Genomic DNA, 26,754 nt, shown 5'->3' on the forward strand with positions numbered 1-26,754 from the left:
TGTTATCGCCTCTTCGCCGGCAAGCCGGATCCTGCGCCCATGCTGCTCGGTGTCAGCCCTGGGCCTGCTCCAGGGCCACGCCGGCACCGGTCAGCCCGGAGTACGGCGCAGTCACCAGCCACACCGGGATGCCCTTGAAGTAATCGCTCATGCAGCCCTTGTCGGCAAAGCTTCTGGCAAAACCGCTGTGGATGAAGAAATCGGCGAAACGCGGAATCACCCCGCCGACGATATACACCCCACCCCGCGCGCCCGTGGTCAGGACGTTGTTACCCGCCACCCGCCCCAGCCAGCAGCAGAACTGCTCCAGCACTTCCCGGGCAATCGGATCACCGGCCAGACCGGCCGCCGTGATGGCTTCCGGGGTGTGCAAACGCGGTTCATGACCGTCCACCGCGCAGATCGCCCGGTACACCCGGGGCAATCCACCGCCGCTCAAGGCAGTCTCGGCGCTGACATGGCCGATCTCGGCGTGGATGTGTTGCCAGAGCTGGGTTTCCCGCGCACTGCCCAGGGGCAGGTCGACATGGCCGCCCTCCCCCGGCAAGGCCATGTAGCGGCCGTCGCCGAAGTTCAACAAGGTGCCGACGCCGAGGCCGGTGCCCGGGCCGATCACCACCGCCGGACGCAAGGGCTCGGCAACGCCTTCGCAGACCACGCGAAACTCATCGGGCTGCAGACGGGTCATGCCCAGGGCCATGGCCGAGAAGTCGTTGACCAGCAACAGCCGCTCCACTTGCAGGGTCTGGCAGAACGCCTGGCGGCTCAGGCGCCAGTGGTTGTTGGTGAATCGAAACTCATCGCCACTGACCGGACCGGCCACCGACAGGCACACCGAGCCGATGGCGCCCAGGGCCAGGCCCTGGGCGTGCAGATAGGCCTGGATGGCGTCTTCCGGGCAGCGATAGTCCGCCGTTGCCAGCACCTGGATCGCGTCCAGCTGCTGATCCTTCCACAACGCGAAGCGCGCGTTGGTCCCACCGATGTCACCGACCAGGGCCAGTTTCAATTAAGCGTCTCCAGTGCAGAGGTAAAGGCGCTGGCGCCCTGCTCTGCCGAGCTGAAGGCCATGCGCATGAAAGCGAAGAGTTCGCGGCCGGCGCCGACGTTGTTGCCCAGCAGCCCCTTGGCCGGTTCCCGGGCGGCGAATTCGGCGGCGTCGACCTTGAGCTCCAGGGTGCCCTTGACCCCGTCCACGCGAATGATGTCGCCGTCCAGCACCCGGGCCAGCGCACCGCCGACCTGGGCTTCGGGGCTGACATGAATCGCCGCCGGAATCTTGCCCGAGGCACCGGACATACGTCCATCGGTGACCAGCGCCACCTTGAAGCCACGGTCCTGCAGCACCCCGAGGAACGGGGTCATCTTGTGCAGCTCGGGCATGCCGTTGGAGCGCGGGCCCTGGAACCGCATCACTGCGACAAAGTCCTTCTCCAGCAGGCCGGCCTTGAACGCATCGGCCAGGTCCTGCTGGTCCTGGAACACCACCGCCGGGGCTTCGACGATCTGATGTTCGGGCGCCACGGCGGACACTTTCATCACTCCGCGGCCCAGATTGCCTTCCATGACCCGCAAGCCGCCTTCCGGGGAGAACGCCCGGGCCACCGGCCGCAGGATATTTTCGTCGAGGCTCTCGATCGGACCGTCGCGCCACACCAGCTTGCCGTTGTCGAGGAAGGGTTCCTGGGTGTAGCGGCTCAGGCCGGGGCCGGCCACGGTGTTGACGTCTTCATGCAGCAGGCCGGCTTCCAGCAGTTCGCGGATCAGGAACGACATGCCCCCCGCGGCCTGGAAGTGGTTGATGTCGGCCTTGCCGTTGGGATAGACGTGGGACAGGGTCGGCACCACCTCGGACAGGTCGGCCATGTCCTGCCAGGTCAGCTGGATGCCCGCCGCCTGGGCGATGGCCGGCATGTGCAGGGTGTGGTTGGTGGAACCGCCGGTGGCGTGCAGGGCGACGATGGAATTGACCAGGCAACGCTCGTCGACGATCTCGCCGATGGGCATGAAGTTGCCGCTCTGCTTGGTCAGGCGCGTGACCTGCTGCGCCGCCTCATGGGTCAGGGCGTCGCGCAGCGGCGTGTTGGGGTTGACGAAGGAGGCGCCGGGCAGGTGCAGGCCCATGACTTCCATCAGCAACTGGTTGGTGTTGGCGGTGCCATAGAAGGTGCAGGTGCCGGGGCTGTGGTAGGACTTCATTTCCGACTCCAGCAGTTCCTCGCGGCTGGCCTTGCCTTCGGCATAGCGCTGGCGCACATCGGCCTTCTGCTTGTTGGAGATCCCCGACACCATCGGCCCGCCCGGGACGAAGACCATCGGCAGATGACCAAAGCGCAGGGCGCCCATCATCAGGCCCGGCACGATCTTGTCGCAGATCCCCAGCATCAGCGCGGCATCGAACATGTTGTGGGACAGGGCCACGGCCGTGGACAACGCGATCACCTCGCGGCTCGGCAGGCTCAGTTCCATGCCGGCCTCGCCCTGGGTCACGCCATCGCACATGGCCGGGGTGCCGCCGGCGAACTGCCCTACCGAACCGATCTCGCGCAGGGCTTTCTTGATCTGCTCGGGAAAGTGCTCGTAAGGCTGGTGGGCCGACAACATGTCGTTATATGACGAAACAATTGCCACGTTGGCCGCGTTCATCATCCGCAGGCTGTGCTTGTCTTCGGCGCCGCAACCGGCCACGCCGTGGGCGAAGTTCGCGCACTGCAGCTTGCCGCGCTGCGGACCATCGCTGGCGGCACCGCGAATCAACGCCAGATAGGCCTGGCGAGTGGCGCGACTGCGAGCGATAAGCCGTTCGGTGACCTCAAGAACGCGGGGATGCATATGTAGAACTCCAGGCTAACGGATGTGGCGACCTGTTTGTCTATGCTGATCAGAAGCCCCGCCACCGAGGGACAGTGGAGGACATTCCTGACCATTTGGACCAGTTGATTCAGGTCACTCGTTGTAGATAAAACAAAATATTGCCACTAAAAAGGCTTGTTTTCTATTTCTATGCGAATAATCTTGTAATTCCAACAACAAATTCAACGACAGGCGTTTGCACATGACTCTTCGAATCGCAATCAACGGTTTTGGCCGTATTGGCCGTAACGTCCTGCGCGCACTCTATACCCAAGGCTATCGTCAGGATCTGCAGATCGTCGCCATCAACGATCTGGGGGACAGCGCGATCAATGCCCACCTGCTCAAGTACGACACCGTCCACGGCACCTTCGACGCCGAGGTCCAGCACGATCAGGAAAGCCTGACCGTCAATGGCGACCGGATTGCCGTCAGCGCCATCCGCAACCCGGCCGAACTGCCCTGGGCCGCGGAAAAGATCGACGTAGTCTTCGAATGCACCGGCCTGTTCACCGACCGCGCCAAGGCCGCCGCCCATCTTACTGCCGGCGCCCGCAAAGTGATCATCTCGGCCCCGGCCAAGGGCGCCGACGCCACCGTGGTCTACGGGGTCAACCACGACATCCTGCGCCAGTCGCACCAGATCATTTCCAACGCCTCGTGCACCACCAACTGCCTGGCCCCGGTGGCCCAGGTGCTGCACCGCGAGCTGGGCATCGACAACGGCCTGATGACCACCATCCACGCCTACACCAACGACCAGAACCTCACCGACGTCTACCACAGCGACCCGTACCGCGCCCGTTCGGCCACCCAGAACATGATCCCGAGCAAGACCGGCGCCGCCGAAGCCGTGGGCCTGGTGCTGCCGGATCTGGCGGGCAAGCTGACCGGCATGGCGGTGCGCGTGCCGGTGATCAACGTATCGCTGGTGGACCTGACCGTGACCCTCAAGCGCGACACCACCGCCGAAGAGGTCAACGCCCTGCTCAAGAGTGCCAGCCAGCATTCGAAGATCCTCGGCTACAACACCCTGCCGCTGGTCTCCAGCGACTTCAACCACAACCCGCTGTCGTCGATCTTCGACGCCAACCACACCAAGGTCAGCGGCGGTCGCTTGCTCAAGGTGCTGGCCTGGTACGACAACGAGTGGGGCTTCTCCAACCGCATGCTGGATAACTGCCTGGCCCTGTGCAACGCGGAATAAAACGGATATTCGTCGATGATCGGTATCAGTTTTACCCAAAAGACCATGGCGGCGCGCAAGCGCATCGCCCTGGTCGCCCATGACCATTGCAAGGCCTTTCTGCTGGACTGGGCCGAGCGGCAGAAATCACGCCTGGCCGAACATGAGCTGCTGGCCACCGGCACCACCGGGCTGCTGCTGAGCAAACGCCTGGGGCTGCCGGTGCACAGCATGATCAGCGGCCCCCTGGGCGGCGATCAGCAACTGGGCGCGCAGATCGCCGAACAACGGGTCGACCTGCTGGTGTTCTTCTGGGACCCCTTCGAGCCACAGCCTCACGATCCAGACATCAAGGCCCTGCTGCGCGTGGCGGCGGTGTGGAACATTGCGGTGGCCTGCAACGAATGCAGCGCCGACTACCTGCTCAGCAGTCCGTTGATGAACCAGGCCCACGAGCACCGGATTCCCGACTACCAGGCCTACCTGGCCGGCCGGGGATAATTCACGCAAGGCTTGACCATTGACGCAGATGACAATCATTATCATCCGCTGAAAAAATGGATCAGGCCTTGCCGTGAGTCAATCGCACTTCAACCACGTCTTCCTCACTCAACGCATTTCCCTGCTGCGAACCCTGGAGCGGATGGTCAACAACCACAGCACCGCCGAAGACCTGCTGCAGGAAACCTACCTGCGGGTGACCCGGGCCCTCAGCGAGCGGCCGATCACTCACCTGGAACCCTTCGTGTTCCAGACCGCGCGCAACCTCGCCCTCGACCATCTGCGGGCCCGGCGCATCCAGGGCCGCACCCTGCTCGAAGACGTGCCTGCCGAGGTGCTGGAGAACGTCGCCGCCCCGGTCAGCAGCGCCGAAGACGCCGCCCACGCCGAGCAACTGCTCGAACGCCTGAACCTCAGCCTCGGCCAGCTCAGCCCGCGCCAGCAGCAGATCTTCATCCTCAGCCGCTTGCACGGCCACAGCTATCAGCAGATCGCCGACCAACTCGGGGTTTCGCCGAGCACGGTACAAAAGGAATTGAAATTGATCATGGCCATCTGCATCGGCGTCGCCGAACGTCTCGACGGCCAGTGAGTCTCAACCGCCAAGCACAATGACTGCGTCAGCCCCAGGCCTTTGCTAACCTTGGCCGGCTTTCGCTCTCTCTTGAAAAAACAGCCGCGCACAGACGCAGCCGAGGAACACCCGTGACGGATTCTCACAGCGCCGAGCCGCCCACTCCCGCCGGCCCGCACTCAAGCACCCTTGCCATGGATCAGGCGCTGGATTGGCTGATCGAGCTGGACCATCCGAACGAGGAACAAATGCGCCAGTTTCATCAGTGGCTGGCGGCTTCACCGCTCAATGCCCAGGCCTTTGAAAAGGCCCGGGCGATCTGGGACGGAGCGCCAGTGGCGCAATGCGCACTGACCCTGGCAACACCGCCGAAAGTCTCGCGCCTGGCACGCCTGCGCCCGCACTACAAACCCTTGGCCGTCGCCGCGGTGCTGGTGCTCGGGCTGTTCAGCTTCAGCAACCTGCCACTGCGCCTGCAGGCCGACCACCTGACTCTGGTGGGCGAACGCCAGCGCCTGCAACTGGAAGACGGCTCCAGGGTGCTGCTCAACACCAACTCGGCATTCTCCAGCCAGATCAACGATCACCAGCGCGTGGCGCGGCTGTACCAGGGCGAAGCCTTCTTCGAGGTCCCCGGCACCCCGGGCCTGCCCCTGGAGCTGGATGCCGGCCCGGTCAAGGCCAGCGTGGCCGACACCGCCTTCGCCGTGCGCTACCTGGACGGCATCGCCCAGGTCCAGGTGCAGCGCGGTGACATCGACCTGCGCGCCACCCACGCCGATCAGCGCATGCGCCTGAGCGCCGGCGAGAGCGTTCGCGTCGGCCCCGAAGGCTTCGACCCACCGGCCAGGCTCGATGCCGGCAAGGACCTGGCCTGGATCGACGGCCGCCTGGTGTTCGAGAACTGCCCCCTGAGCCAGGTGCTGGCGGAACTGCGGCGCTATTACCCGGGCTGGATCGTCAACAACAACGAGCGGTTGGCGAACATCGCGGTCACCGGCAACTACCGCCTGGATCAGCCCCTGGACGTGCTGCGCTCCCTGGCCCACATCACCTCGGCACGCCTCTCGGAATACCCGGCACTGGTCATTCTCAACTGAGAATAATTATTTTTACGCGATCACCCCGGGTTGTACGTCTCGTTATAGCCAATGCAACTGATTCGCATTTTTGAATGCGCATCTGCACCTATAAAAGATTCGTGCGACCCGGAGCGCTCTCGATGTCCCCTCGCCTCAACAGCCGATCCTCTGTTCCCTGTGCCCGCCTGCAACACTGCACCCTGTCGCTGCTGACCGCGGCGATCCTGCTGGCCGGCGCCCAAGCCACGCCAGTGATGGCCGCCGATGCCCCGGCCTCCTCCAGCCAGCGCATGGGCAACTACAACTTCGCCATTGCCCAGCAACCGCTGGTATCGGCGCTCAACGCCTTTACCGCGGTCACCGGCTGGCAAGTCGGGCTGCCGGCCGAGCTGGGCAGCGGGGTTTCATCGCCGGGCGTGCGCGGCTCGCTGCCCCCGGAAAAGGCCCTGGAGCGCCTGCTGGGCGGCACCCAACTGAGCTACCGCAAGCTGGGCAACCACAACATCGTCCTGGAACGGCGCAGCGCCGCCAATGCGGTGAACCTGCAGCAAGTGACCGTCAGCGCCACCCGCCAGGAACAGGACATCCATTCGGTGCCCAGCACCGTGAGCGTGCAAACCCGGGAAGAACTGGACCGCCAGAACGTCAACACCATCAAGGAGCTGGTGCGCTACGAGCCCGGGGTTTCCGTCGGCGGTGCGGGCCAGCGCGCGGGCATCAGCGGCTACAACATTCGCGGCATCGACAGCGACCGGATTCTCACCCAGGTCGATGGCGTGGAAGTACCGGATCACTTCTTCAGCGGTCCCTATGCCAAGACCAACCGCAACTACGTCGACCCGGAAATCGTTAAGCGCGTGGAAATCCTCCGCGGCCCGGCCTCGGTGCTCTACGGCAGCAGCGCCATCGGTGGTGCCGTCAGCTACTACACCCTGGACGCCGACGACATCATCAAGCCCGGCCAGGACGTCGGCGCGCGCCTGAAGACCGGCTACAGCTCGGCTGACGAAAGCTGGCTGAAGTCCGCCACCGTGGCCGGACGGGCCAGCGACTTCGATGCCCTGTTGCACCTGAGCCGGCGTGACGGCCACGAAACCGAGTCCTACGGCAGCAACAACGGCACCGGCCTCGACCGCACCGCCGCCAACCCGGAAGACGCCCGCACCACCAACGTCCTGGCCAAGCTCGGCTGGAACTATGCCCCGGATGCTCGCCTGGGCCTGACCTACGAAAAGTACAAGGATGACCGCGACACCAACCAGAAAAGCGCGGTAGGCGGCCTGTTTCTCAACGGCGTCGGCCAGAACTGGTATCGCTCCCGCGTCGGCAACGACACCATCACCCGTGAGCGCTTCGGCCTGGAAAACAGCTTCGCCGTGCAATCGCCGATCGCCGACCAGATCAAGTGGAGCCTGAACTACCAGATCGCCAAGACCGACCAGAGCACTTCCGAGCGCTACAACCCGGTCTCGGCGTTCTCCCCCAACGCCCGTGACGTGCTGCGGGAGCGGCAAACCCTGTACCAGGAAAAACAGTGGGTACTGGACGCGCAACTGGACAAGGCTTTCACCCTCGGTGAAACCGAGCATCAACTGACCTACGGCACCACCCTCAAGCAACAGAAAGTCACCGGCTCACGCTATGGCACCGCCACCTGCCTGAAAGTCGGAGCAGGTTGCACCGCCATCGGCGCGCCAAGCCCGAGCGCCAGCGACAGCGTGAAAAAATCCAGCGACTTCCCGGATCCCACCGTCAGCACCTACAGCCTGTTCGCCCAGGACCAGATCAGCTGGAACGCCTGGACCTTCACCCCTGGCCTGCGCTACGACTACACCCAGCTCAAGCCGAAACTGACGCAGGAATTCCTCAATGTCGCCAACCCCACCGGCAACTATCCGGTCAGCAGTGAGAAGAAGACCTGGCATCGGGTTTCGCCCAAGTTCGGCCTGACCTACGCCTTCGACGAGCACTACACCGCCTATGGCCAATACTCCGAGGGCTTCCGCACGCCGTCGGCCAAGGCGCTCTACGGCCGCTTTGAAAACCTCGCCACCGGCTATGTCGTCGAGCCCAACTCCAACCTCAAGCCGGAAACCAGCAAAGGTTATGAGACCGGCCTGCGGGGCAATTTCGACGCGGGCTCCTTCGATGTCTCGGTGTTCTACAACCAGTACCGCGACTTCATCAACGAAGACGCCATCACCGCCGGCGCCCTGCAGTCGGTGATCCAGAGCAACAACATCAAGCACGCCACCATCAAGGGCGCCGAAGCCAGGGGCCGTCTCAACCTCGACGCCTTCGGTGCACCACAGGGCCTGTACAGCCTCGGCTCGGTGGCCTACGCCTACGGTCGCAACAATGACAACGGCGAGCCGATCAACAGCGTCAACCCGCTCAAGGGCGTGTTTGGCCTCGGCTACGACCAGGACAACTATGGCGCGCTGCTGAGCTGGACCCTGGTCAAGCGCAAGGACCGGGTCGACAACAGCACCTTCAAGGCTCCGGATGGCCGCACCACCAGCGGCCAGTTCAAGACCCCGGGCTACGGCATCCTCGACCTCAGCGGCTTCTACAAGGTCACCGACGACCTGACCCTGAATGCCGGCCTGTACAACCTGACCGACAAGAAATACTGGAACTGGGACGACGTGCGCGGCTACGACAGCGTCGGCGAGGCCGGGCAAACCGCTCCCGCCAACCTCGACCGCCTGACCCAGCCGGGCCGCAACTTCTCGGTCAACCTGGTCTGGGATATCTGACGCCAAAGCGCCTCACTGTCCTTTTTCAATCGGGGCAGTGAGGATTTTTTACGGTGTCGCGTCTTCTTGTTCGTCTAGTTACTAAGTGCCTCTCATTCTCAAGGACATCTGCATGAGCCCCCAGGATTCCTCCCAGCGTCATCACCTGCGTTCCCAGCGTCTGAACCAGATCACCCACGAACCCCATGCCAAGCTCGACGCCCTGGTCAAGGCGCACGCACCGTTCGAGACCCAGGGCGCCTTCGCCCGCTTCGTGGTCGCCCAATACCTGTTCCAGTCGGAACTGGTGGAGTTGTACAACGATGCCGAACTGAACCGGATCGTGCCTGACCTGGCCGAGCGCTGCCGCGCCGAAGCGGCCAAGGCCGACCTGGCGGACCTGGACACTGAAGTGCCAGCACCGGTAGCCGGCGCTGTGCGCAACCCGAGTAAGGCCGAAGCCCTGGGCTGGATCTTCGTTTCCGAGGGTTCCAAGCTCGGCGCCGCGTTCCTGATCAAGCGCGCCGTGGGCCTGGGCCTGAGCGAAACCTTCGGCGCCCGGCACCTGGGCGAGCCGGCCGGTGGCCGCGCCGAAGGCTGGAAGACCTTCACCCGCATCCTCGACGGCCTGGAATTCACCGCCGAAGAAGAAGCGGCGGCGGAAAAAGGCGCGCTGGATGCCTTCAACCGCTTCACCGTGTTGCTGGAACAGGCTTACTCCAGCGCCGCACAACCCGCCTGACCCCCGTCGTTGCGGGCCCGCGGCAAGCGTCCGTACCGCGGCCCCGCAACGGTATTTTGTCGGCCGGCGTGCTCTCCGGATTGAGCCGCAAGGCGCGTTACCTCATCATCGAAGCCATGACCCCCACTCGCCCCTCCTCGTCGAAGATTTCCCGCCTGCTGTTCGGCGCGCTGGCCTATGTCAGCCTGGCCATCGGCCTGATCGCCATCGTCGTACCGGGCTTGCCGACCACCGAGTTCATCCTCCTGGCCGCCTGGGCCGCCACCAAGAGCTCGCCCCGCCTCAGCGCCTGGATGGAGAACCATCGCCTGTTCGGCCCGATCCTCTGCAACTGGCGCAACGGCCGGATCGTCAGCCGCAAAGCCAAGATCAGCGCCACCCTCAGCATGCTGCTGTGCGCCGTCCTGATGCTGACCCTGCTCAACCATCACTGGACGATGTACGCCGCCATTGCCGGCATGGCCCTGGGCAACCTGTGGATCTGGTCGCGCCCCGAAGCCCTGCCGCAACCCTGCCCCCCGCCCCTGTAGAAGCCTGCTGGCCGACAAAGGTGCCCTGCGCACCGGCATTCCCCTTCGCCACTCGCCTCGCCGGCAAGCCCGCGACTGCGGGGCGCCGCAACGACCCTACCGTTCGTCGGCAAAAACTCACGCAAACGCCCGCCAAGCCGATGTTTCGGGCATGGCGCTGAATGGACTTGGCGATCCGACCCAGCCGGCTTTGTGCTTTCCATCCGACCTATTGCGAGATCGCCCCATGTTCGACTCTCTCTCCATCCGCCTGAAAATCGTGCTGCTGTCCGGGCTGTGCCTGTTGGGCGTGGTGGCGCTGATCGTCGGCATGAATCTGTACCAGAGCCAGCAGAACAATCAGTTGGTCAACACCTCCAGCACACAGATGCTGACGGCCGGGGTCGAGGACCTGTTGCAGGCCAAGGCGGCCGAACAGGCCGCGCGCGTCCAGAAGACCTTCGGTGAAAGCCAACTGGTGATCACCGCCCTGGCGGACCAGGTCCAGGATCTGCGGGCAATGGCCGCAAAGCGTGGCCTGGATGCCGCAGCCCTGCGCGAAGAACTCAACCACAGCCTGAAAACCGCCTTCGAGCGCAACCCCAAGGTGCTGGGGATCTGGCTGGCCTACGAGCGCAACGCGCTGGATGGCCAGGACAGTGCATTCGCCAACGACGCCAGCCGCGCGTCCAATGAACAGGGGCGCTTCGCCAGCTACTGGAGCCGTCCCGCAGGCAAGTCCCTGAACACGGTGATGGTCGAGGAGGACATGAACAAGACCACCCTCAACCTCAGCGGCACGCCTTACAACATCTGGTACACCTGCCCCCGTGACACCCGCCGCACCTGCCTGCTCGATCCCTATGCCGACACCATCGGCGAGGACAAGAAACAGGTGCTGATGACCACCATCTCCCTGCCGCTGCAGACCGACGGCAAGGTCATCGGGGTGATTGGCGTCGACATCGCCCTGGACTCCCTGCAAGCGGCCGCCGTCGAGGCGCAACGGAACCTGTTCGGCGGTGCCGGGCACATGCTGATCATGGGCGGCAGCGGCCTGCTGGCAGCGGTCGGCGCCGATGCCGCCCAGGTCGGCAAGAACATCAAGGACACCGCCGGTGCCCAGGGCCAGGACATCCTGGCGACACTTGCCGGTGGCCAACCCAAGGTGCTGCAGCAGGGCGACCTGATCCGCGCGGTCTATCCCTTCAGTCCGATTGCCGATGCCAAGGCCTGGGGTGTGACCATCGACTTGCCCCGGCAGGTCCTGCTGGCGGACTCGGTAAAACTGCAGACCCTGCTGGATCAGGCCCAGACCAGCGGCACCCTGAAAACCCTGCTGGTGGCCATCGGCGCCGGCCTGCTGGGGTTGCTACTGATCTGGCTCAGTGCCTCCGGCGTGACCCGGCCGATCAACAGCGTGGCGCAGATGCTCAAGGCCATCGCCAGTGGCGACGGCGACCTGACCCAGCGCCTGAACTACAGCAAGAAGGATGAACTGGGCGAGCTGGTGAGCTGGTTCAACCGGTTCCTCGACAAGCTGCAGCCCACCATCGCCCAGATCAAGCAGAGCATCATCGAGGCCCGCGGCACCGCCGACCAGTCTTCGGAGATCGCCCGCCAGACCAGCGAAGGCATGCAGGTGCAGTTCCGCGAGATCGACCAGGTGGCCACCGCGTCCAATGAAATGAGCGCCACGGCCCACGACGTCGCCAACAGCGCCTCCAATGCCGCCCAGGCCGCCCGTGGCGCCGACCAGTCGGCCAAGGACGGCATGACCATCATCGAGCGCAGCACCCGGGATATCAGCCTGCTGGCCGAGGAAGTGAGCAAGGCCGTGGGTGAAGTCGAGGCCCTGGCGGTGAGCAGCGAACAGATCGGCTCGGTGCTGGAAGTGATCCGCAGCATCGCCGAACAGACCAACCTGCTGGCCCTCAACGCCGCCATCGAGGCGGCCCGCGCCGGCGAAAGCGGCCGCGGCTTTGCGGTGGTGGCCGATGAAGTGCGCAACCTGGCCAAACGTACCCAGGACTCGGTGGAAGAGATCCGCGTGGTCATCGAGCGCATCCAGAGCGGCACCCGCGATGTGGTCAACACCATGCACGCCAGCCAGAGCCAGGCGCAGAACAACGCCGGACAGATTCATCAGGCCGTCCAGGCGCTGGGCAGGATCAGCGACGCGGTCACCGTGATCAGCGACATGAACCTGCAGATCGCCAGCGCCGCCGAACAGCAGAGCGCCGTGGCCGAAGAGGTCAATCGCAACGTCTCGGCGATCCGCAGCGTGACCGAAACCCTCACCGAGCAAGCCAGCGAGTCGGCCCAGGTCAGCAGCCAGCTCAACGCCCTGGCCACCCAACAGATGAAACTGATGGATCAGTTCCGGGTGTAAGCGCGATTCTCGCCCCGCCGCCCGCCGCGACCGATGACCTAAGGTGATCGACAGTGGCGGCGGTTTCAGGGTGCAATGCCCTCCTCTGAACCGGGGAGTGCGTCATGACCGAACTACTGGCAACCCTCCAGGCCGCGCTGGGCCTGGCGCCTGCAAGCGTCCGACAGACCGGCCAGGGCGCCCTGCCCTCGGCCTTCGCCGTAACCGACCTGGCCTGCGCCAGCATCGCCGTCGCCGGGCAAGCCCTGGCCGAACTCCTGTACAGCCAGACCGGGCACCGGCCACAGGTCAGCGTCGACCGGCGCCTGGCCTCATTCTGGTTCGCCGGTTCGATCCGCCCGCAAGGCTGGAGCCTGCCATCCCCCTGGGACCCGATTGCCGGGGATTACCCCAGCCGCGACGGATGGATTCGTCTGCACACCAATGCGCCCCACCACCGCGCCGCCGCCGAACGAGTGCTGGGCGCGGTGAGCGGGCGCGACGCCATGGCCGCCCGCGTGGCCAGCTGGGATGCCCTGGAGCTGGAGCAGGCCATCGTCGATCAGGGCGGTTGCGCCGCGCAGATGCGCAGTTGGGCACAGTGGCAGGCGCACCCGCAGGGGCAGGCGGTCAACGCCGAACCCCTGGTGCACTGGCTGCCGCACCGCGGCTCGCGGCCGAACACCTGGAGCGGTTCCAGCGCCCGGCCCCTGGCCGGACTGAAGGTGCTGGACCTGACCCGGGTCCTGGCCGGCCCCGTGGCCAGCCGCCTGCTGGCGGGGCTGGGCGCCGAGGTACTGCGGATCGACCCGCCGGGCTGGAACGAACCGGCCCTGGAGCCGGAGGTGACGCTGGGCAAGCGCTGCGCGCGCCTGGACCTGCACGACCTGGAACAGCGCGCGGTATTCGAAGGCCTGCTGGCCGAAGCCGACCTGCTGCTGCACGGCTATCGCGCCGATGCCCTGGACCACCTGGGTTACGACGCCGAGACACGCCAGCGAATCGCCCCGGGGCTGATCGAGGTCAGCCTCAATGCCTATGGCTGGAGCGGCCCCTGGCGCGACCGCCGGGGCTTCGACAGCCTGGTACAGATGAGCGCCGGCATCGCCGCAGCCGGCATGGACTGGAAAGCCGCGGAGCAACCACTGCCGCTGCCGGTCCAGGCCCTGGATCACGCCACCGGCTACCTGATGGCGGCCAGTGCCCTGCGGGCGCTGAACCTGTCCTTGAGCGGCGGCCAGGGCACCTCGGCGCGCCTGTCCCTGGCCCGCACCGCCAAGCTGCTGGTTGAGCATTGCCGGTCAACGGGAAACCAAACGCCACTGCGCGCCGAAACCCCTGAAGATCAGGGGCTGCTTCAGGAGCAGACTCCCTGGGGACCGGCCCGGCGCCTGCAGGTGCCGTTGCACATCAGCGCAACGCCTGTGCAGTGGGATTGCCCGGCGACCGCCCTGGGCGCCCATCGCCCCAAATGGTGGTGAGCGCCTTCGCCGGCAAGCCGCCACCTGGAGGATTACCGGCGCCCTGGGCGCTGGCTTGCCAGCGAACCACCCGCAGCGACGACCGCCGCCAAAGCCGACCAACCCTGCCGCGCCGCATAACCGCGCCACGGTCGCCAGGCCGCGGCCCGATCAGGCACACGCTCGGTCACAGCGCCAGCAGGCCGCTGTACAGGCCATAAGCTGCCAGCGAGGCGCCGATGATCACCGCACCGAAGATCAGTTTTTCCAGCGGGGTGAACAGCGGCTCGCCCTGCTCGCGCTTGGCCTTGGCAAACAGAATCACCCCGGGCGCGTAGAGCAGCGCCGAGAGCAGCAGGTACTTCAAGCCGCCGGCGTACAACAGCCAGATGGCGTAGCTCAGGGCCACGACTGCGATGCACAGGTCCTTCAGCCGCTCCCGGGACGCCTGCTCGTAGGTTTCCCCTCGGCCGCTGAGCAGCACCGCATAGGCTGCCGACCACAGGTAGGGCACCAGGATCATCGACGAGGCGAGGTAGATCAGGTTGGTGTAGGTGCCGGCGGAGAACAGGGTGATCAGCAGGAAGATCTGGATCATGACGTTGGTCAGCCACAGGGCATTGACCGGCACATGGTTGGCGTTTTCCTTCTTCAGGAAGGCCGGCATGGTCCGGTCCCGGGCGGTGGCGTAGAGGATTTCCGCGCACAGCAGGGCCCAGGACAACAAGGCGCCCAACAGCGAAACCGCCAGGCCAATGCTGATCAGCAAGGCGCCCCAGGGGCCGACGATATGCTCCAGCACCGCCGCCAGGGACGGGTTCTGCAGCTTGGCCAGTTCCGGCTGGCTCATGATCCCCAGGGACAGCACGTTGACCAGCACCAGCAGCGCCAGCACCCCGAGAAAGCCGATCACCGTGGCCCGACCGACATCCGCGCGCTTCTGCGCCCGGGCCGAATAGACGCTGGCGCCCTCGATGCCGATGAACACGAACACCGTGACCAGCATCATGTTGCGCACCTGATCCATCACCCCGCCGAAGTTCGGGTTGCTGCGCCCCCAGATATCCCGGGTAAAGATCTCCGCCTTGAACGCCACGGCGGCGATGACGATGAACATCATCAGCGGCACGATCTTCGCCACCGTGGTCAGCTGGTTGATGAACGTCGCCTCCTTGATCCCCCGCAGCACCAGAAAATGCACGGCCCACAGCAGCAAGGAGGCGCAGCCGATGGCCACCGGGGTGTTGCCCTGGCCGAACACCGGAAAGAAATAGCCCAGGGTGCTGAACAGCAGGACGAAGTAGCCGACGTTGCCCAGCCAGGCACTGATCCAGTAGCCCCAGGCCGAGGAAAACCCCATGTAGTCGCCGAAACCGGCCTTGGCGTAGGCGTAGACCCCGGAGTCCAGCTCCGGCTTGCGGTTGGCCAGGGTCTGGAAGACGAATGCCAGGGTCAGCATGCCCACCGCCGTGATCCCCCAGCCAATCAGCACGGCGCCGACATCGGCCCGGGCCGCCATGTTCTGCGGCAGCGAGAAAATCCCGCCACCAATCATCGAGCCCACGACCAGAGCGATCAGTGCACCGAGTTGAAGCTTCTGCGCCGGTTGTGACATTCCTACCTCTGCTTCAGTGAGTCGATCGGGCAATAAGACGATAGGCCATTAATGAACATTCCAGAAATGTGCATCTAACAGTAACAGTCAATTAAACAGCCTTTATGGGCGGACTTCAGAATGGCCTTCAGAAGGCACTGAATAACCGAGTATTTTGTTAAACACATGTACTAAGTGCTATCACGCATTGGTTATTAGTTGACCACCCTAGAGGATTTGCACATTCGCAAAAAGGGTCTAGTTTCAAACGACAACAACAATCCGAGTGCCCACTAAAAAGTAGTTTAAAGCCTCTGGAATGGCCCTCTCAGGGCAGCATTCTACCTCCTGCAATAAATCTTAAGTCATTCATTCACAACGGAATGCCGCAATGAACTGATCTAAGTCAGCTGTTCTGATTGCAAGCAGATTTACTCTGACGTCTCTCTTCTCCTGCATTGGAGTCATGCAATGTCTGAATCTCCCGGAAAACTAAGACTGGGCGCCTTAGTCGCCCTGGTAGTGGGTTCCATGATTGGCGGAGGGATCTTTTCCTTACCGCAAAACATGGCAGCCAGCGCCGATGTCGGTGCAGTTCTTATTGGTTGGGCGATTACCGCTGTCGGCATGTTGACCTTGGCATTCGTCTTTCAAACCCTGGCCAACCGCAAACCTGATCTGGACGGCGGTGTCTATGCCTACGCCAAGGCCGGTTTTGGCGACTACATGGGTTTCTCTTCCGCCTGGGGGTACTGGATCAGTGCCTGGCTGGGTAACGTCGGCTACTTCGTCCTGCTGTTCAGCACCCTGGGCTATTTCTTCCCGATCTTCGGTGAGGGCAACACCCCGGCGGCGGTGATCGGTGCCTCGGTGCTGCTCTGGGCCGTGCATTTTCTGGTGCTGCGCGGCATCAAGGAAGCCGCCTTCATCAACCTGGTGACCACGGTCGCCAAGGTCGTACCACTGCTGCTGTTCGTGCTGATCGCCCTGTTCGCCTTCAAGCTGGACATCTTCACCGCCGACATCTGGGGCCGGAAGAACCCCGACCTGGGCAGCGTGATGAACCAGGTGCGCAACATGATGCTGGTCACCGTGTGGGTGTTCATCGGCATCGAGGGCGCGAGCATCTTCTCGTCCCGGGCGGAAAAACGCTCGGACGTGGGCAAGGCCACCGTCATCGGCTTCATCACCGTGCTGCTGTTCCTGGTGCTGGTGAACGTGCTGTCCCTGGGGATCATGACCCAGCCGGAACTGGCCAAGCTGCAGAACCCGTCCATGGCCGCGGTACTGGAACATGTGGTGGGCCACTGGGGCGCAGTGCTGATCAGCGTCGGCCTGATCATCTCGCTGCTGGGAGCGCTGCTGTCCTGGGTGCTGCTGTGCGCGGAGATCATGTTCGCCGCGGCCAAGGACCACACCATGCCGGAGTTCCTGCGCCGCGAGAACGCCAACCACGTACCGGCCAACGCCCTGTGGCTGACCAACGCCATGGTGCAGATCTTCCTGATCATCACCCTGTTCTCGGCCAGCACCTACCTGTCGCTGATCTACCTCGCCACCTCGATGATCCTGGTGCCCTACCTGTGGTCGGCGGCCTACGCGGTGCTGCTGGCGGTGCGCGGCGAAAGCTACGAACAGGCCCTGGCCGAACGCAAGAAGGACCTGGTCATCGGCGGCATCGCCCTGCTCTACGCGATCTGGCTGCTGTACGCCGGCGGGGTCAAGTACCTGCTGCTCTCGGCCCTGCTCTACGCCCCCGGCGTGGTGCTGTTCGCCAAGGCCAAGATGGAACTGCACAAACCGATTTTCACCAACGTCGAGAAGCTGATTTTTGCCGCGGTGGTCATAGGCGCCCTGGTGGCGGCCTACGGACTCTACGACGGCTTCCTGACCCTGTAGCACGGCCTTTGAAGCCACACCCCGATTGTTTTGTCTCTGGAGGATCACAGTAATGACCACGGAAAAAGTTAAGTACGGCGTCCATTCCGAAGCCGGCAAACTGCGCAAAGTCATGGTTTGCTCCCCAGGCCTGGCCCATCAGCGGCTGACCCCGAACAACTGCGATGAACTGCTGTTCGATGATGTGCTGTGGGTGGCCCAGGCCAAACGCGACCACTTCGACTTCGTCACCAAGATGCGCGAGCGGGACATTGATGTGCTGGAAATGCACAATCTGCTGACCGACATCGTCGCCATGCCCGAAGCCCTGGACTGGATTCTGGAGCGCAAGATCACCGCCAACCAGGTCGGCCTGGGCCTGGTCAATGAGGTCGGTTCGTGGCTGCGCAGCCTGGAGCCGCGCAAGGTCGCCGAGTTCCTGATCGGCGGCGTGTCCGCCGATGACCTGCCCACCAGCTTCGGTGGCAAGACCATCGAGATGTTCCGCGACTTCCTCGGCCACTCCAGCTTCATCCTGCCGCCGCTGCCCAACACCCAGTTCACCCGCGACACCACCTGCTGGATCTACGGCGGCGTGACCCTGAACCCGATGTACTGGCCGGCGCGACGCCAGGAAACCCTGCTGACCACCGCCATCTACAAGTTCCACCCCGAGTTCACCCACGCCGATTTCCAGATCTGGTACGGCGACCCGGACCAGGAACACGGCAACGCCACCCTGGAAGGCGGCGACGTGATGCCCATCGGCAATGGCGTGGTCCTGATCGGCATGGGCGAGCGCTCCTCGCGCCAGGCGATCGGCCAACTGGCGCTGAACCTGTTCAAGCACAAGGCCGTGGAGCGGGTGATCGTCGCCGGCCTGCCGAAATCCCGCGCAGCGATGCACCTGGACACCGTGTTCAGCTTCTGCGACCGCGACCTGGTCACGGTCTTCCCGGAAGTGGTGAGCCAGATCGTCGCCTTCAGCCTGCGCCCTGACGAAAGCAAGCCGGGCGGCATCGACGTGCGCCGCGAGGAAACCAGCTTCCTCGACACCGTGGCCAAGGCCCTCAACCTCAAGGCCCTGCGCGTGGTGGAAACCGGTGGCAACAGCTTCGCCGCCGAACGCGAGCAATGGGACGACGGCAACAACGTGGTGGCCGTGGAACCGGGCGTGGTCATCGGCTACGACCGCAACACCTACACCAACACCCTGCTGCGCAAGGCCGGGGTCGAGGTCATCACCATCAGCGCCGGCGAACTGGGCCGGGGCCGTGGCGGCGGCCACTGCATGACCTGCCCGATCATCCGCGACCCGATCGACTACTAAGCGCCCCTATCCGACATAGCAGCTTGCCGTTGCCCCCACAAAGGGCCTCGGCAAGTGGACGACCGAAATCAAAGGAGATCCATCATGGCTTTCAATATTCACAACCGTAACCTGCTGAGCCTGGAACACCACACTCCACGCGAGCTGCGCTACCTGCTGGACCTGTCCCGCGACCTCAAACGCGCCAAGTACACCGGCACCGAGCAGCAGCACCTCAAGGGCAACAACATCGCCCTGATCTTCGAAAAAACTTCGACCCGCACCCGTTGCGCCTTCGAAGTGGCGGCCTATGACCAGGGTGCCAACGTCACCTACATCGACCCCAACTCGTCGCAGATCGGCCACAAGGAAAGCATGAAGGACACCGCCCGGGTGCTGGGGCGGATGTACGACGCCATCGAGTACCGCGGCTTCAAGCAGGAAATCGTCGAAGAACTGGCGAAGTTCGCCGGGGTGCCGGTGTTCAACGGCCTGACCGACGAATACCACCCGACCCAGATGATCGCCGACGTACTGACCATGCGTGAACACGCCGACAAGCCGATCCATGAAATCAGCTACGCCTACCTGGGTGACGCGCGTAACAACATGGGCAATTCGCTGCTGCTGGTGGGCGCCAAGCTCGGCATGGACGTGCGCATCTGCGCGCCCAAGGCCCTGTGGCCCCATGACGACCTGGTGCAACGCTGCAAGCAATACGCCGAGGAAAGCGGTGCCCGCATCACCCTCACCGAAGACCCGAAAGCCGCGGTCAAGGGCGTGGACTTCATCCACACCGACGTCTGGGTGTCCATGGGCGAGCCGGTGGAAGCCTGGGCCGAGCGCATCGAGCAACTGCTGCCGTATCAGGTCAATGCCCAGCTGATGAAAGCCACCGGCAACCCACGGACCAAGTTCATGCACTGCCTGCCGGCCTTCCACAACAGCGATACCAAGGTCGGCAAGCAGATCGCCGAACAGTATCCGCACCTGGCCAACGGCATTGAAGTGACCGACGACGTGTTCGAATCGCCAGCCTGCATCGCCTTCGAGCAAGCGGAAAACCGCATGCACACCATCAAGGCGATCCTGGTTTCGACCCTGGCCGACCTCTAACCCGCCTCCCCCTGCCGGGGCCGGCTTGCCAGCCAACCGCTGTTCGTTGGCAAGCCGGCGCCTGCAGAGCCCCTAGAAGGACTGCATTATGCGTATCGTCGTTGCACTGGGCGGTAACGCCCTGCTCCGCCGTGGTGAACCCATGACCGCGGACAACCAACGCGCCAACATCCGCATCGCCACCGAACAGATCGCCAAGATCCATCCCGGCAACCAGCTGGTGATCGCTCACGGCAATGGTCCGCAGGTGGGCCTGCTGTCGCTGCAGGCGGCGGCCTATACCCAGGTTTCGCCCTACCCGCTGGACGTGCTCGGTGCCGAGACCGAAGGCATGATCGGCTACATCATCGAACAGGAACTGGGCAACCTGCTGGACTTCGAGGTGCCCTTCGCCACCTTGCTGACCCAGGTGGAAGTGGACGCCAAGGACCCGGCCTTCAAGAACCCGACCAAGCCCATCGGCCCGGTCTACAGCCAGGAAGAAGCCGAGAAGCTGGCCAAGGAGAAAGGCTGGGCCATCGCCCCGGACGGCGACAAGTACCGCCGGGTGGTGGCCAGCCCGAAACCCAAGCGCATCTTCGAGATCCGCCCGATCAAGTGGCTGCTGGAAAAGAGCAGCATCGTGATCTGCGCCGGCGGTGGCGGCATTCCGACCATGTACGGCGAGGACGGCAAGCTCCGGGGCATCGAGGCGGTGATCGACAAGGACCTGTGTTCGGCGCTGCTGGCCGAGCAACTGGAGGCTGATCTGCTGGTGATCGCCACCGACGTCAACGCAGCCTTCATCGACTTCGGCAAGCCGACCCAGAAGGCCATCGCCCAGGCCCATCCGGATGAAATGGACAAGCTGGGCTTTGCCGCCGGCTCCATGGGACCCAAGGTCCAGGCCGCCTGCGAATTTGCCCGGCACACTGGCAAAGTCGCGGTGATCGGTTCACTCTCGGACATCGAAGCGATCGTCCAGGGCAAGGCCGGTACCCGCATCAGCACGGCGCAACCCGGCATCCGCTACCTGTAAGACGCTTGCTGTAAGAACTCGGGGCAGGCCCGGTGCCTGCCCTCCTGTCAAAGCCCTGGAGGAGAGACGCCTATGGCCATGTTTGAGCCCGGTCACCTGCATATCGAGCGCCATGCGCTGAGCAAGGACGACTTCAGCTACAACCTGTGCATCGACTATGAACTGGCCCAGGACCCCAAGGAGGGTCACGGCATGCTGTTCACCCTGCACGGCACCATCGAAGGCAAATCCTTGAAAGAGCAGTTCTTCCTGGCCAAGGACCTGGCCTTCGACTTTGCCCGTCACGCCACCCGCATCGCCCAGCAGTACGGTTTGCCCAAGAGCGCCAGCATTGCCTCCATGCACAAGTACTACGACGAGATGTTCGAAGACGTGCGCAAGCAGCTGAACGTCAAGCCCGGCGACCCGATCAACCCCGAACACCTGGCATAACCCCTCTTCTGTAGGAGCCGGCCTGCCGGCGAAATGACCACCGCCATACCTGGGTGCCTGGTCCGCCTTCGCCGGCAAGCCGGCTCCTACGACAGCTCCAGCGATTTCGACTAAGGCTCTCGCCCAAGGCATACTGGCGCCCTTCAGTGTTCCAGAAGCCTCTGTCGCCTCATGCGTATCCACGTCAGCTTCATCGACCGCGTCGGCATCACCCAGGAAGTCCTGGCCCTGCTGGGCGGGCGCAATCTCAACCTGGATGCGGTGGAAATGGTGCCACCCAACGTCTATATCGATGCCCCGACCCTGAGCCCCCAGGTCCTGGAGGAATTGCGCGACGCGCTGTTCAACGTGCGCGGCGTGCAGGCAGTGACCGTGGTCGACATCCTTCCCGGGCAACGCCGGCACCTGCAATTGGACGCCTTGCTGGCGGCCATGACCGATCCGGTGCTGGCCCTGGACAGCGCCGGTAAAGTGCTGCTGGCCAACCCGGCGCTGATCGCCCTGTATGGCCGCGAGCCGGCCGGGGAAAGCGTCGCCGAACTGTTTGCCGATCCGGCGCTGCTGGAGGCGCTGCTGGAAAACGGCTTTCGCCTGCCGCTACGGGAAATCATCGTCAATGGCCAGACCCTGCTGCTGGACGCCACGCCCATCACCGACGCCGGCGCGCTGCTGACCCTGTACCAGCCCAACCGCATCGGCGAGCGTCTGTCGGCCCTGCACCACGATCACGCCGAGGGCTTCGATGCCCTGCTCGGCGAATCACCGGCGATTCGCACCCTCAAGGCCCGGGCACAACGGGTCGCTGCCCTGGATGCACCGCTGCTGATCCAGGGCGAAACCGGCACCGGCAAGGAGCTGGTGGCCCGTGCCTGCCACGCCATCAGCGCCCGGCACAGCGCGCCGTTCCTGGCCCTGAACTGCGCCGCGCTACCGGAAAACCTGGCCGAGAGCGAACTGTTCGGCTATGCCCCCGGCGCCTTTACCGGTGCCCAGCGCGGCGGCAAGCCGGGGCTGATGGAGCTGGCCAACCAGGGCACAGTGTTTCTCGATGAAATCGGCGAGATGTCGCCCTATCTGCAAGCCAAGCTGCTGCGCTTTCTCAATGACGGCAGCTTTCGCCGGGTGGGCGGCGATCGCGAGATCAAGGTCAATGTGCGCATCCTCAGCGCCACCCACCGCGACCTGGAGAAAATGGTCGGCGAAGGCAGCTTCCGCGAGGACCTGTTCTACCGCCTCAACGTCCTCAACGTGGAAGTGCCGCCGCTGCGCGAGCGCGGCCAGGACATCCTGCTGCTGGCCCGCTACTTCATGCAGCAAGCCTGCGCGCAGATCCAGCGCCCGGTGTGTCGCCTGACCCCGGGCACCTATCCGGCGCTGCTGAGCAACCGCTGGCCGGGCAACGTGCGCCAGTTGCAGAACGTGATCTTTCGCGCGGCGGCCATCTGCGAAAGCAACCTGGTGGACATCGGCGACCTGGACATCGCCGGCACCTCGGTGGCTAGGCAGAACGACACCGAAATCGAAAGCCTGGAACAGGCCGTGGAAAGCTTCGAGAAAGAGCTGCTGGAAAACCTCTACGTGCATTACCCCTCGACCCGGCAACTGGCCAACCGCCTGCAGACCTCCCACACCGCCATCGCCCATCGCCTGCGCAAGTACGGCATTCCCAACAAGGCCTGACCGGCTCCCCTGGGGCAGGAGCCGGCTGGCCAGGGCTGCCTGGGCCTGGCGCGGCCCTTGCGGGCACCTTCACTGGCAAGACCCGAGCCTGAACCCCGCGCCGCGTCTTGCGTTCTGGAAGCGACCTGCAACTGTACTGAAAGCGCTACAGCGGAACGATTTCGCTACACGGCCTTGTAATCGCTGCCGTGCAAGGCTTTGATCCTCAAAGCCTTTTCTCCACGCCGTCAGCTGTAGCGATTTCGCTACACGAAAACGCGGCGGGCACCCAGCCACAATACTTAACTCATTGATTTTAAAGGCCTAACTATTTATTGGCCGCATTCTTGCTATGGGTATTGTTATCCGGCTCGGCCCCGCACGAGCATTCAATCGCGTCCACCAGACGAGTCTGGCCCCTGAGGAGTTTCCATGAGCGAGTTGCGTTTTACTGAAGATCACGAATGGCTGCGTAGCGAAGCGGATGGCAGTGTCACCGTCGGCATCACGGCTTTCGCCCAGAACGCCCTGGGTGATGTGGTGTTTGTGCAACTGCCGGAGCTGCAGAGCTACGCAAAGGGCGCCGAAGCCGCCACCGTGGAGTCGGTAAAGGCCGCCAGCGGCGTGTACATGCCGCTCGACGGTGAAGTGGTCGCCACCAACCCGGCCCTGGAAGACAGCCCTGAGCTGGTCAACGAAGACCCGCTGGGCGAAGGCTGGTTCTTCCGCTTCATTCCCGCCGATGCCGCCGCTGTCGGCCAACTGCTGGATCAGGACGCCTACGACCGCCTGATCAAAGCCAGCGCCGAAGCCTGAGGAGCCCGTCATGACCGTCAACCTGACTACCGCCAACGAATTCATCGCGCGCCACATCGGCCCGCGCCAGGCCGATGAGCAAGCCATGCTCAACAGCCTGGGCTTCGACTCCCTGGAAGCTCTGAGCGCCAGCGTGATTCCCGACAGCATCAAGGGCACCAGCGTGCTGGACCTGGGCCAGGGCCAGAGCGAAGCCGAGGCCCTGGCCTCGATCAAGGCCATCGCCGCCAAGAACCAGCTGTTCAAGACCTACATCGGCCAGGGTTACTACAGCTGCCATACCCCCTCGCCGATCCTGCGCAACCTGCTGGAAAACCCGGCCTGGTACACCGCCTACACCCCCTACCAGCCGGAAATCTCCCAAGGTCGCCTGGAAGCCCTGCTGAACTTCCAGACCCTGATCAGCGACCTGACCGGCCTGCCGATCGCCAATGCCTCGCTGCTGGACGAAGGCACCGCCGCCGCCGAAGCCATGACCTTCTGCAAGCGCCTGAGCAAGAACAAGGGCAGCCATGCCTTCTTCGCCTCGGTGCATTGCCACCCGCAAACCCTGGACGTACTGCGCACCCGTGCCGAGCCCCTGGGAATCAACGTGGTGGTGGGCGATGAGCGCAAGCTGACCGACGTCAGCCCGTTCTTCGGTGCCCTGCTGCAATACCCGGCGAGCAACGGCGACCTGTTCGACTACCGCGAACTGACCGAGCGCTTCCACGCCGCCAACGCCCTGGTGGCCGTGGCCGCCGACTTGCTGGCCCTGACCCTGCTGACTCCGCCGGGCGAATTCGGCGCCGACGTGGCCATCGGCAGCGCCCAGCGCTTCGGTGTACCGCTGGGCTTCGGTGGCCCGCATGCGGCCTATTTCTCCACCCGCGATGCCTTCAAGCGCGACATGCCGGGCCGTCTGGTGGGCGTCTCCGTAGACCGTTTCGGCAAGCCGGCCCTGCGCCTGGCCATGCAGACCCGCGAGCAGCATATCCGTCGCGAAAAGGCCACCAGCAACATCTGCACCGCCCAGGTCCTGCTGGCCAACATTGCCAGCATGTATGCCGTCTATCACGGTCCCAAGGGCCTGATTCAGATTGCCCAGCGCATCCACCAGTTGACCGCGATCTTGGCCAAGGGCCTGAAGGCGCTGGGGCTGGTCGTGGAGCAGGACAACTTCTTCGACACCCTGAGCCTGCACACCGGTACCGGCACCGCCGCGCTGCACGACAAGGCACGCGCCCAGGGCATCAACCTGCGGGTAATCGACGCTGAGCGCCTTGGCCTGTCCCTGGACGAAACCACCACCCAGGCCGACGTCGAAGGCCTGTGGAGCCTGCTGGGCGACGGCCAGGCCGCGCCGGACTTCGCCGCGCTGGCGGCCACGGTGAGCAGCAGCATCCCCGCGGCCCTGGTCCGTCAGTCGGCGATCCTCAGCCACCCGGTGTTCAACCGCTATCACTCGGAAACCGAGCTGATGCGCTACCTGCGCAAGCTGGCGGACAAGGACCTGGCCCTGGATCGCACCATGATCCCCCTGGGCTCCTGCACCATGAAGCTCAACGCCGCCAGCGAGATGATTCCGATCACCTGGGCCGAATTCGGTGCGCTGCACCCCTTCGCCCCGGCCGAGCAGAGTGCTGGCTACCAGCAACTGACCACCGAGCTGGAGGCGATGCTCTGCGCCGCGACCGGCTACGACGCCGTCTCCCTGCAACCCAACGCCGGGTCCCAGGGTGAGTACGCCGGCCTGCTGGCCATCCGTGCCTATCACCAGAGCCGTGGCGATGACCGTCGCGACATCTGCCTGATTCCGTCATCGGCCCACGGCACCAACCCGGCCACCGCCAACATGGCCGGCATGCGCGTGGTGGTCACGGCCTGCGACGCCCGCGGCAACGTCGATATCGAAGACCTGCGGGCCAAGGCCATCGAGCACCGCGAACACCTCGCCGCGCTGATGATCACCTACCCGTCGACCCACGGCGTGTTCGAGGAAGGCATCCGCGAAATCTGCGGCATCATTAATGACAACGGCGGCCAGGTGTACATCGACGGCGCCAACATGAATGCCATGGTCGGCCTCTGCGCGCCGGGCAAATTCGGTGGCGACGTGTCCCACCTGAACCTGCACAAGACCTTCTGCATTCCCCACGGCGGTGGCGGCCCGGGCGTGGGCCCGATCGGCGTCAAGTCCCACCTGGCGCCCTTCCTCCCCGGTCACGCCGCGCTGGAGAACAAGAAAGGCGCGGTGTGTGCCGCACCGTTCGGCAGCGCCAGCATCCTGCCGATCACCTGGATGTACATCCGCATGATGGGCGGCGCCGGCCTCAAGCGCGCATCGCAGCTGGCGATCCTCAACGCCAACTACATTTCGCGGCGCCTGGAAGAGCACTACCCCGTGCTCTACACCGGCAGCAACGGCCTGGTGGCCCACGAATGCATCCTCGACCTGCGTCCGCTGAAAGACAGCAGCGGCATCAGCGTCGATGACGTGGCCAAGCGCCTGATCGATTTCGGCTTCCACGCCCCGACCATGTCGTTCCCGGTGGCCGGCACCCTGATGATCGAGCCGACCGAAAGCGAATCCAAGGAAGAACTGGACCGCTTCTGCGACGCCATGATCCGCATCCGCGAGGAAATCCGCGCGGTGGAAAACGGCACCCTGGACAAGGACGACAACCCACTGAAGAACGCTCCGCACACGGCAGCAGAACTGGTGGGTGAATGGTCCCACCCGTACAGCCGTGAGCAGGCCGTATACCCAGTGGCCTCGCTGATCGAAGGCAAGTACTGGCCTCCGGTTGGCCGGGTCGACAACGTGTTCGGCGACCGCAACCTGGTGTGTGCCTGCCCGTCGATCGAAAGCTACGCCTAAGGCAGCCACAAGCTAGTAGCCTCAAGCTGCAAGAAAGAGCCGATCGGCGTCTGACT

The 26,754-nt window shown here is 64.2% G+C and carries 20 protein-coding genes and 1 pseudogene; 18 read left to right on the plus strand and 3 right to left on the minus strand.

Features of this window, described 5'->3' with window-relative positions; translation table 11 throughout:
• Positions 1–52 precede the first annotated feature (52 nt).
• Together POS17_RS23105 and edd are read right to left on the minus strand one after the other, a co-directional pair.
• Positions 53–1,009 carry a glucokinase gene (locus POS17_RS23105; RefSeq protein WP_060840684.1) on the minus strand — a complete coding sequence of 319 codons (957 nt, stop codon included), beginning with the start codon at positions 1,007–1,009 and terminating at the stop codon, positions 53–55.
• On the minus strand, positions 1,006–2,832 hold the full coding sequence (edd, locus tag POS17_RS23110; RefSeq protein ID WP_060840685.1) for a phosphogluconate dehydratase: 1,827 nt from the start codon (positions 2,830–2,832) through the stop codon (positions 1,006–1,008). The genes POS17_RS23105 and edd overlap by 4 nt, the downstream gene beginning before the upstream one ends.
• 223 nt (positions 2,833–3,055) lie before the next feature.
• On the opposite strand from edd, the gene gap reads away from it, so the two are divergent.
• The 10 genes and pseudogenes from gap to POS17_RS23155 all read left to right on the plus strand — a co-directional run bounded on the left by gap (position 3,056) and on the right by POS17_RS23155 (position 14,037).
• The gene (gene gap / locus POS17_RS23115) at positions 3,056–4,060 is read left to right on the plus strand and encodes a type I glyceraldehyde-3-phosphate dehydrogenase (RefSeq protein WP_060840686.1); all 1,005 of its coding nucleotides are present in this window, start codon (positions 3,056–3,058) and stop codon (positions 4,058–4,060) included.
• Positions 4,061–4,075: 15 nt separating this feature from the next.
• Positions 4,076–4,540 (plus strand): methylglyoxal synthase, encoded by a 465-nt coding sequence (locus POS17_RS23120; protein WP_060840687.1) that lies wholly within the window; start codon positions 4,076–4,078, stop codon positions 4,538–4,540.
• Positions 4,541–4,613: 73 nt separating this feature from the next.
• Positions 4,614–5,132, plus strand: coding sequence for an RNA polymerase sigma factor (locus POS17_RS23125; protein WP_060840688.1), 519 nt, complete (start codon positions 4,614–4,616; stop codon positions 5,130–5,132).
• 113 nt (positions 5,133–5,245) lie between these two features.
• Complete coding sequence (locus POS17_RS23130; RefSeq protein WP_060840689.1) at positions 5,246–6,214, plus strand: FecR family protein; 969 nt, start codon at positions 5,246–5,248, stop codon at positions 6,212–6,214.
• Between the two features lie 122 nt (positions 6,215–6,336).
• Positions 6,337–8,955, plus strand: a complete 2,619-nt coding sequence (locus tag POS17_RS23135; RefSeq protein WP_060840690.1) for a TonB-dependent receptor — start codon at positions 6,337–6,339, stop codon at positions 8,953–8,955.
• A 112-nt stretch (positions 8,956–9,067) separates the two neighbouring features.
• On the plus strand, positions 9,068–9,676 hold the full coding sequence (locus POS17_RS23140; protein WP_060840691.1) for a biliverdin-producing heme oxygenase: 609 nt from the start codon (positions 9,068–9,070) through the stop codon (positions 9,674–9,676).
• A 116-nt stretch (positions 9,677–9,792) separates the two neighbouring features.
• Positions 9,793–10,206 (plus strand): YbaN family protein, encoded by a 414-nt coding sequence (locus POS17_RS23145; protein WP_060842004.1) that lies wholly within the window; start codon positions 9,793–9,795, stop codon positions 10,204–10,206.
• A 499-nt stretch (positions 10,207–10,705) separates the two neighbouring features.
• A pseudogene (locus POS17_RS32815) lies at positions 10,706–11,719 on the plus strand (PDC sensor domain-containing protein); the annotation flags it as partial.
• A 102-nt stretch (positions 11,720–11,821) separates the two neighbouring features.
• Positions 11,822–12,577, plus strand: a complete 756-nt coding sequence (locus POS17_RS32820) for a methyl-accepting chemotaxis protein (RefSeq protein ID WP_375136263.1) — start codon at positions 11,822–11,824, stop codon at positions 12,575–12,577.
• A 104-nt stretch (positions 12,578–12,681) separates the two neighbouring features.
• On the plus strand, positions 12,682–14,037 hold the full coding sequence (locus POS17_RS23155) for a CoA transferase (RefSeq protein ID WP_060840693.1): 1,356 nt from the start codon (positions 12,682–12,684) through the stop codon (positions 14,035–14,037).
• 166 nt (positions 14,038–14,203) lie between these two features.
• Here the strand turns inward: POS17_RS23155 and arcD (POS17_RS23160) are convergent, their stop codons facing one another.
• Entirely contained in the window at positions 14,204–15,631 is a 1,428-nt protein-coding gene (gene arcD, locus POS17_RS23160; RefSeq protein ID WP_060840694.1) for an arginine-ornithine antiporter, read from the minus strand.
• A 450-nt stretch (positions 15,632–16,081) separates the two neighbouring features.
• Here arcD (POS17_RS23160) and arcD (POS17_RS23165) point away from each other — a divergent pair, with 450 nt between their 5' ends.
• The 8 genes from arcD (POS17_RS23165) (at position 16,082) to gcvP (ending at position 26,698) form a co-directional block, all read left to right on the plus strand.
• Complete coding sequence (gene arcD, locus POS17_RS23165) at positions 16,082–17,509, plus strand: arginine-ornithine antiporter (RefSeq protein WP_060840695.1); 1,428 nt, start codon at positions 16,082–16,084, stop codon at positions 17,507–17,509.
• 52 nt (positions 17,510–17,561) lie between these two features.
• Positions 17,562–18,818, plus strand: coding sequence for an arginine deiminase (gene arcA / locus POS17_RS23170; protein ID WP_060840696.1), 1,257 nt, complete (start codon positions 17,562–17,564; stop codon positions 18,816–18,818).
• 84 nt (positions 18,819–18,902) lie between these two features.
• On the plus strand, positions 18,903–19,913 hold the full coding sequence (locus POS17_RS23175) for an ornithine carbamoyltransferase (RefSeq protein WP_015636749.1): 1,011 nt from the start codon (positions 18,903–18,905) through the stop codon (positions 19,911–19,913).
• Positions 19,914–20,001: 88 nt separating this feature from the next.
• Positions 20,002–20,931 carry a carbamate kinase gene (gene arcC, locus POS17_RS23180; RefSeq protein ID WP_060840697.1) on the plus strand — a complete coding sequence of 310 codons (930 nt, stop codon included), beginning with the start codon at positions 20,002–20,004 and terminating at the stop codon, positions 20,929–20,931.
• 72 nt (positions 20,932–21,003) lie between these two features.
• On the plus strand, positions 21,004–21,363 hold the full coding sequence (locus POS17_RS23185) for a DUF5064 family protein (RefSeq protein ID WP_016967335.1): 360 nt from the start codon (positions 21,004–21,006) through the stop codon (positions 21,361–21,363).
• Positions 21,364–21,534: 171 nt separating this feature from the next.
• The gene (locus POS17_RS23190; RefSeq protein ID WP_060840698.1) at positions 21,535–23,043 is read left to right on the plus strand and encodes a sigma-54-dependent transcriptional regulator; all 1,509 of its coding nucleotides are present in this window, start codon (positions 21,535–21,537) and stop codon (positions 23,041–23,043) included.
• Between the two features lie 411 nt (positions 23,044–23,454).
• On the plus strand, positions 23,455–23,838 hold the full coding sequence (gene gcvH, locus POS17_RS23195; protein ID WP_060840699.1) for a glycine cleavage system protein GcvH: 384 nt from the start codon (positions 23,455–23,457) through the stop codon (positions 23,836–23,838).
• Positions 23,839–23,848: 10 nt separating this feature from the next.
• Complete coding sequence (gene gcvP / locus POS17_RS23200) at positions 23,849–26,698, plus strand: aminomethyl-transferring glycine dehydrogenase (protein WP_060840700.1); 2,850 nt, start codon at positions 23,849–23,851, stop codon at positions 26,696–26,698.
• The last annotated feature ends 56 nt before the right edge of the window (positions 26,699–26,754 follow it).

The sequence above is a fragment of the Pseudomonas sp. Os17 genome (assembly GCF_001547895.1).
Lineage (GTDB): Bacteria > Pseudomonadota > Gammaproteobacteria > Pseudomonadales > Pseudomonadaceae > Aquipseudomonas.

Excerpts from the sequence above, each read along its gene's own strand:
- POS17_RS23120 (WP_060840687.1), top strand. The coding sequence starts at position 4,076 with ATGATCGGTATCAGTTTTACCCAAAAGACCATGGCGGCGCGCAAGCGC.
- arcA (WP_060840696.1), top strand. The coding sequence starts at position 17,562 with ATGACCACGGAAAAAGTTAAGTACGGCGTCCATTCCGAAGCCGGCAAA.
- POS17_RS23175 (WP_015636749.1), top strand. The coding sequence starts at position 18,903 with ATGGCTTTCAATATTCACAACCGTAACCTGCTGAGCCTGGAACACCAC.
- POS17_RS23140 (WP_060840691.1), top strand. The coding sequence starts at position 9,068 with ATGAGCCCCCAGGATTCCTCCCAGCGTCATCACCTGCGTTCCCAGCGT.
- POS17_RS23185 (WP_016967335.1), top strand. The coding sequence starts at position 21,004 with ATGGCCATGTTTGAGCCCGGTCACCTGCATATCGAGCGCCATGCGCTG.
- edd (WP_060840685.1), bottom strand. The coding sequence starts at position 2,832 with ATGCATCCCCGCGTTCTTGAGGTCACCGAACGGCTTATCGCTCGCAGT.
- arcD (WP_060840695.1), top strand. The coding sequence starts at position 16,082 with ATGTCTGAATCTCCCGGAAAACTAAGACTGGGCGCCTTAGTCGCCCTG.
- gcvH (WP_060840699.1), top strand. The coding sequence starts at position 23,455 with ATGAGCGAGTTGCGTTTTACTGAAGATCACGAATGGCTGCGTAGCGAA.
- gcvP (WP_060840700.1), top strand. The coding sequence starts at position 23,849 with ATGACCGTCAACCTGACTACCGCCAACGAATTCATCGCGCGCCACATC.
- POS17_RS23190 (WP_060840698.1), top strand. The coding sequence starts at position 21,535 with ATGCGTATCCACGTCAGCTTCATCGACCGCGTCGGCATCACCCAGGAA.
- POS17_RS23145 (WP_060842004.1), top strand. The coding sequence starts at position 9,793 with ATGACCCCCACTCGCCCCTCCTCGTCGAAGATTTCCCGCCTGCTGTTC.
- POS17_RS32820 (WP_375136263.1), top strand. The coding sequence starts at position 11,822 with ATGCAGGTGCAGTTCCGCGAGATCGACCAGGTGGCCACCGCGTCCAAT.
- POS17_RS23135 (WP_060840690.1), top strand. The coding sequence starts at position 6,337 with ATGTCCCCTCGCCTCAACAGCCGATCCTCTGTTCCCTGTGCCCGCCTG.
- POS17_RS23155 (WP_060840693.1), top strand. The coding sequence starts at position 12,682 with ATGACCGAACTACTGGCAACCCTCCAGGCCGCGCTGGGCCTGGCGCCT.
- arcC (WP_060840697.1), top strand. The coding sequence starts at position 20,002 with ATGCGTATCGTCGTTGCACTGGGCGGTAACGCCCTGCTCCGCCGTGGT.
- gap (WP_060840686.1), top strand. The coding sequence starts at position 3,056 with ATGACTCTTCGAATCGCAATCAACGGTTTTGGCCGTATTGGCCGTAAC.
- arcD (WP_060840694.1), bottom strand. The coding sequence starts at position 15,631 with ATGTCACAACCGGCGCAGAAGCTTCAACTCGGTGCACTGATCGCTCTG.